At 26.9% G+C, this 6,412-nt stretch carries 7 protein-coding genes; 6 read left to right on the top strand and 1 reads right to left on the bottom strand.

Annotated features, from left to right (window positions below; translation table 11 throughout):
* Nucleotides 1-107 precede the first annotated feature (107 nt).
* The 6 genes from CD129_RS03415 to CD129_RS13395 all read left to right on the top strand — a co-directional run bounded on the left by CD129_RS03415 (nucleotide 108) and on the right by CD129_RS13395 (nucleotide 5,914).
* Nucleotides 108-1,175: an acyltransferase family protein gene (locus CD129_RS03415; protein WP_078356272.1), complete on the top strand. Its 1,068-nt coding sequence runs from the start codon at nucleotides 108-110 to the stop codon at nucleotides 1,173-1,175.
* Nucleotides 1,176-1,188: 13 nt separating this feature from the next.
* Nucleotides 1,189-3,060 carry a glycosyltransferase family 2 protein gene (locus tag CD129_RS03410; protein ID WP_115337512.1) on the top strand — a complete coding sequence of 624 codons (1,872 nt, stop codon included), beginning with the start codon at nucleotides 1,189-1,191 and terminating at the stop codon, nucleotides 3,058-3,060.
* 151 nt (nucleotides 3,061-3,211) lie between these two features.
* Nucleotides 3,212-3,373 (top strand): hypothetical protein, encoded by a 162-nt coding sequence (locus tag CD129_RS13155; RefSeq protein WP_157946511.1) that lies wholly within the window; start codon nucleotides 3,212-3,214, stop codon nucleotides 3,371-3,373.
* 234 nt (nucleotides 3,374-3,607) lie between these two features.
* Nucleotides 3,608-4,054 (top strand): hypothetical protein, encoded by a 447-nt coding sequence (locus CD129_RS13405; protein WP_243832041.1) that lies wholly within the window; start codon nucleotides 3,608-3,610, stop codon nucleotides 4,052-4,054.
* A gap of 18 nt (nucleotides 4,055-4,072) precedes the next feature.
* Nucleotides 4,073-4,939 carry a glycosyltransferase gene (locus CD129_RS13400; protein WP_338121208.1) on the top strand — a complete coding sequence of 289 codons (867 nt, stop codon included), beginning with the start codon at nucleotides 4,073-4,075 and terminating at the stop codon, nucleotides 4,937-4,939.
* Between the two features lie 36 nt (nucleotides 4,940-4,975).
* On the top strand, nucleotides 4,976-5,914 hold the full coding sequence (locus tag CD129_RS13395; RefSeq protein WP_243832048.1) for a CDP-glycerol glycerophosphotransferase family protein: 939 nt from the start codon (nucleotides 4,976-4,978) through the stop codon (nucleotides 5,912-5,914).
* 63 nt (nucleotides 5,915-5,977) lie between these two features.
* Here CD129_RS13395 and CD129_RS03400 read toward each other — a convergent pair whose 3' ends face one another.
* A complete protein-coding gene (locus tag CD129_RS03400) occupies nucleotides 5,978-6,196 on the bottom strand; it encodes a hypothetical protein (RefSeq protein ID WP_078356275.1) in 219 nt (72 codons plus the stop codon).
* Nucleotides 6,197-6,412 lie beyond the last annotated feature (216 nt).

Raw genomic sequence — 6,412 nt, 5'->3', positions numbered from 1 at the left:
GTTTAACAATATATAGTTATAATTAGTGTATATTATTTAGCATTTGTTAACTATTTGTAAAAAATCCTATAGTAAGATAATTGTTAAAATTAAAGAGGAGTACATTTATGAAAGTATATACATCAGTTATATTTTGGATGAGAGCAATGGCATGTTTAAGTATTGTTATGATCCATACTATAACAACAACATTCTATAAATTTGAAATGCCAAATGAAGGCTATTTATTAAGAGTTTTTCAATTATTATTACTATATGCAACACCTATATTTGTGTTTATTTCTGAATTCTTATTAGCTAAGCATTATAAGACAGAAGTTAAAGAAGGCTTTGTGAAGCAGAAGTTACTTATTTTAGGAATTCCTTATATTATTATCAATTTAGGGCTAGCTTATGTGTATGGTCATCCTGAAAACCTGAAAGAATATATGGAATCAGTTAATTTTATGATGTTTCACGGTGGAACATTAACTTATTTTATTATCATTATTTTTCAATTTTACGCATTACATATGTTATTCGCTAAATATTTAGTGAAGTTGAATCCTATAAAGATGATTTTTTATTCATTAATTATAACGAGCCTATTTTGGGCAATGCGAACATTTATAGATGCACCTGATGCCTTTTATTTAAATTGGATGTGGCAAAGAGAAGGATGGATGGTCTTTATAGGTTGGCTAAGTTATTTCTTATTAGGCTTTTATATGGGTTACTACTATGAAACATTCATGGCTAATATACAAAGATACAGTGTTCATATTCTAGTCGGTACTTTAATTGTTACTGTAATAACTGTGTTCAACTATTTATCTGGTTGGCTAACTTTAGTAGATTCAAAACGTATAGATACACCTCTATATGTTACTATGATTATTCTGGTATTCTTTTTAATATCATCTTATACTAAGTATGTTCCAAGATTTTTTATATTCATTAGTAATTATTCGTTCTCTATTTATCTAATACACTATTTTATTGTTCATAGATTAGGGAAATTACATGATAATCCAGCATTTAATATATTATTTACGTTTACATTGACTGTTACTTTTGCAATTTGTATAACATATTTGTTTAATTTAACAAAATTTGGGAAATATATAGTTGGCGGTATTGGAAAAGTTAAGTATGAGTCGTTTTATAATAGTTATAAAAATAATCAAGTAGATTAAAGGGGGAAAAATGATGGGGAAGTTAGTCTCGATTATAGTATCTGTATATAATAAAGAACCTTATTTAAAGAAATGTATAGAATCATTAATTAATTTAAATATAGATCACTCGAAGATTGAAGCAATTTTTGTAGATGATTGCTCAACAGATCATTCCGTTGAAATAATAGAAAGTTATGTAGAAAAATTTGAATTTATAAAAATCATTAAGTTACCAAATAATACAGGTAGTCCTTCAGAACCACGAAATATAGGCATGAAAGAAGCAAGTGGAAAGTATTTAACATTATTAGATGCCGATGATTGGTTAGATACAGAAGGGTTCCCAAAATTTATTAATAAAGTTAATGAAGACGATGCTGAATTTGGTTTAGGTCAAAGTTATAAGCATACAAATAAAAATATTACATTTCATGCAAGGTTTACAGCATATAAAGATAGTTCTAATTTGAAACCTGAGGAAATAGAGAAAATTTTTAGAGCAGTTGGACCACCTGGGAAAGTATTTAAGCGTAGTATTGTAGAAGATAATCAAATAGAGTTTGAACATATGAAATTTGGAGAAGATAAACTATTTTTCATTGAGCTCATTTCGAAGATTAGTAATATTACAATGTCTACAATTCCGGTGTATCACGTGAATAGATATGACGAAAATGTTTCACTTGTAAAAGAAACATCTGTACTGGACAAAGCTTATTTAAATAAAGAAATCACAAGAAGAATTTGTAAGGCAGATATACCATTACCACTAAAAAAACTAGCTTTATCTAGAATGGTCGAAGTTGACTTCTTTAGAAGATTTTTGCATACAAAGACATTCTTGAAATCTGATAATAAACAAGAATTTTACATTTTATTTAATGAAATTGAAGAAATACTAAAAGAACATGGATTCCAAACAAAAGATTTTTTAAAAAATAAAATTTTTACAGCTATGTATGAACTATACCAATCTGAAAATGAAGATGAATTTTTAAAATTCACACATGATGTAGTATATGGGAATTGGCGTTTTTATGTCCAAAATGATGCGGTTTATAAAGAATTAGAAAATAATTATGACATCATAAACCCTATCGCTGTAGATTGTTATCCAATTTATGAGGGTACCCAATACATAAATGGAGAGATGTATGAAGTAATAAAAGTTTTAAAACCAGAACATATTAATATTACTGCCCTAAGCTTAGTTGAAATTAATAATGTGTTAAATACTCAATACATAGACTTTGATTATAAAAATGACAAAATTTATATAAATCAAAAACAATTCGATCAATTAGAAGCTTTAGATGTAAATTTATGTGTAGATCATGGTGAAATGGATAGTACGTTGGTTTATGCTTCATATCCAAGTAATAATGAAACGTTTAAAATGAAAAGACAAAGTTTCAAGGTAGAGTTTATAAATAGATTGAAAGAAAATAAAAAAAATAAATATTTTACAAACATATCTGATTCATTAATTACACTTAAAAAAACTAAGATATATAAAGATCTTGAATTTAAAGAAGCAATTATGAACTTGGAGCCAGGATCAAAAGTTGTTCCAACTGAAATAAAATATAGTTCTAACGGTACACCTAGGTTAGTCTTAGAAGATGGTAGTATAATGACTGCTAATAAAGATTTTGTCACACATATTGATGAAAAAAATCACCATAAGTATATAACTGAAGTGCCAAGTGAAGTAAAAGTTAAAAAAACTTGTAAATTATATGATTCGAGATCATTTAAAAATGAACCGATTAAAATACTAAAAATTGGTGAAAACATAAAAATCAGTAATATTATTTATACTAATAACTCAACACCACGACTTGTTACAGAAGATGGTAATTATTTAACAGCTAATAAAGACTTTATTGATATCACTATGTAGTTAATGGTAAACAAATTCTAAAAAACTCCACCAACAAGGTCGTTGGTGGAGTTTTTTATTAATGATTAAATCATCTTAAATAAAAATTAATACTTAAACAATAAACGATTAATGAAAACGTGGTATATTGATGTTGAAGGGGCAATGATAAATGATGACTTTAAAATATATATTTATGAATTTAATCATAAGTCACTTAATAGGAATTCTAGTTTATTGCTTTATTGTTCAAGATTTGCTGATAGCGATTACTATAGGGATAGTAAGCTATATAATGAATGTATTAATTGATTTAATACCTGTTAAAGAATAGGATATGTAATTTTTTAAGGCTGCTAACTAGGGATAAAAAAACGTAACATTAAAGTTTATATAAAGGAGATAACTTGAACTCAGGTTATCTCCTTTTTTGTGTTTATTAGAATAAAATAAAATTTTTATCAATTATGTCATAAATTGTTGTTATATATAGATTAAATATTAAATTAGTGTTAATATAGAGAAAAAATTAAATTGTTAACTCCAATTAAAAGAGGGGCGAGATTGAATGAATATCAAAATTCTAGGGTTCAATCTTTTTGCAAAAGGTGGAACATCAAGAAGCAACATCAACTTAATCAAATCTTTTATTAAATCTAATCATGAGGTTACGTATTATAATTTTAAAGAATTTGATAAAACTGCAAAGTTTAACATCATGATCAATGAACAATTATTTGATAAAAATTTGAATTTCAAACTATTTGAGGATGCTCATGACTTAGTCGGAGCTGATTTAGTTATTTTGACGAGAGAAACTTTCTTTTATTTAGCAAGAGAAATTAAATCGATAGATTATCGTATTAAAATTGTAGGTGAGATTCATGCGCCATTAGCTTATATAAATGATGGTCAAGATTTAGCGATGGACTCTATCGATGCATTTAGAGTAAGTACAATGGATGTTAAAAATGATTTTATGAAACGCTTTAAAGTTACGAATGTTTTCAACTAATATGTAGATGCATCACATATTGAATTAAATGAAGAAGCAAGTGTAACAAAAAGAAACTTGTTAATTAAAGCTCGTTTTGAAGATAATATTAAAGACATTTCATATGTAATAAAATTGATGAATCGAATTGTTAACATTGAAGGGCATGACGATATTCAGTTATATATAAAAGGGTATGGTCCGTCTGAAATATTGTATAAGAACTTAATTCAGTATTATCATTTAGAAGATAATATACATATTAATGAGAGAGAACCGAAGAATTATATTTATATTTCTTCTTCACCATATGAAACGTTGGGATATTCTATATTAGAAGCAATTGCTGAAGGAAATAAAGCTTTTATTTACGCTGGTGAAGATGGTGTTCTTCAAAGAATTTATCAAAAATATCATGCGATTGAATTTTTAGAAAAAAATATACAAGACGATTGCAAACGACTACTTGACTTTATTGATCATAAATATACTAAAGAACAAAGAGCTGCAGATGTAGCATTGATGAAAGATACGTTTATAGATAGAGATTATGCGAATGATTTCATTGAGTCATCAATTGGGTGTATGAATGAACTTAAAAGAGGTTCAGTTAATACAAAAGTTTCAAAGAGCAATAATGGGAAGAAGTCAAAGCTTGAATATGGTAGAGATTTATACGAGCAATATAAAACAAAGCCATTATTAAGAGCAGTCTTAAATAATGAAAAAGTGTTTAATTTTGCTAAAGAGAAATATGAAAAAAGAAAAATAGATAAAATGAAACAAATATATGATCAAATTAAACCTTCGCATAACAAAGTGTTTATCGAGTCGTTTCATGGTAATAATTTTAGTGGAGATCCTAAGTATTTAGGAATTTATATTAAAAAACATTTTCCTGAATAAGAGGTATACGTAAGTTCTAGAAATGCATTGGTAGATATGGAGGTTAGAAGTTATAATTTAGTTCCTATAAGATTCGGTAGTGAAATTTATAATCGAACATTTAGAGAATGTAAATATGTAATAGTGAATGGAAATACTTTAGATAGAGTATTTAAGCATAAAGAACAAATATTTATACAAACATGGCATGGTTTCCCTTTAAAAAGAATGTTGAATGATTTAGGGGATGAAATTGAAAGAAAAGAACAAGTTCAAGCATTTAGACCGAGAATGAAAAAGTGGGATTATTTACTTACTTCTTCGGCTATAAATACAATCCTATTGGAGTCCTCATTTGATCTTAAAGAGAATAAAAACTTACAAGTACTTGAGCTTGGTGCACCTAGAAATGAATATTTAATACAAAGTAATGAAGAAGAAAGCGATCGCGTTCGTTCTAAGTACTTCTTTACTAAAAATAAAGATAAGAAATTTATATTATTCTGTCCTACATGGCGAAAAGAGAAACGAGAAATATTATCAAAAATTAATCTGATCATTTTACTTGAACATTTGCCGGAAGAATATGAAATTATAGTTAAATTACATCCTAATGAAGCTCATTTAAGACGGATATATAGTGAATTGAGTGAACGAATCCATTGTTTTTATAATGAATTTGTAGATATTCAAGAAATATACTTGATTTCAGAAGCTATGATTACAGATTATTCCTCAACAATTTTCGACTTTGCACTTTTGAATAAACCAATATTCTTATTACAAGAAGATACGGAAGATTATTCACAACAAATCGGTTTTTATTTCGATATATTTGAACTTGTAAATATTGAAATTGCAAGTAATGATGAACGCATTTTAGCAAGACAGTTATTAGAGAACAAAGAAATTGATTACCACAATATTACGAATAGACTATTAGATGCAGACAAAATCGGAACAACAGAAAATATTGTAAACTTTATAATGAAATAATCCAAAATAACATCTCTACAATTATTGTAGAGATGTTATTTTGGATTAATATTTTATAATTAATTAATGTGTTAAGTTCAGTTCTAATTCTAAAGCTTCTTTTAAGACGTTAGATGTTTCTTGTGAATTAACACCACAATTACCATACTTTTCAGCAAGCTTAAATGCTGTAACGTATAATTCTAAACAGTCTTTCGCAATATCTTCTGCATTTTCTTCTACGGACGGATTTGCACTAACCACTAATTCTGCAAATTTTTCTGGTTGAATTTCAATTCCCATGTTTAAATAAACACTCCTAGTAAGATTTTGTAACGTTAACAAAACAATCATATTTCAATCATGTCTATATAGCGTCAATTTTATAAATACCCTAATAAAAAAATATTAATCATCTCTTTTAAAAATTTTTGTTTTGAATTAGAATATATAGTGTATAGAGAGGATGTCAATATTGAGAATTTTATTTATAGGTGATATTGTAGGTAAATTAGGAAG

Origin of the sequence: Mammaliicoccus fleurettii, from assembly GCF_003970575.1 — a bacterium.
GTDB lineage: Bacteria > Bacillota > Bacilli > Staphylococcales > Staphylococcaceae > Mammaliicoccus > Mammaliicoccus fleurettii.
The sequence above is the reverse complement of the archived record's forward strand: the minus strand, read 5'-3'. Positions and strand labels throughout refer to the sequence as shown.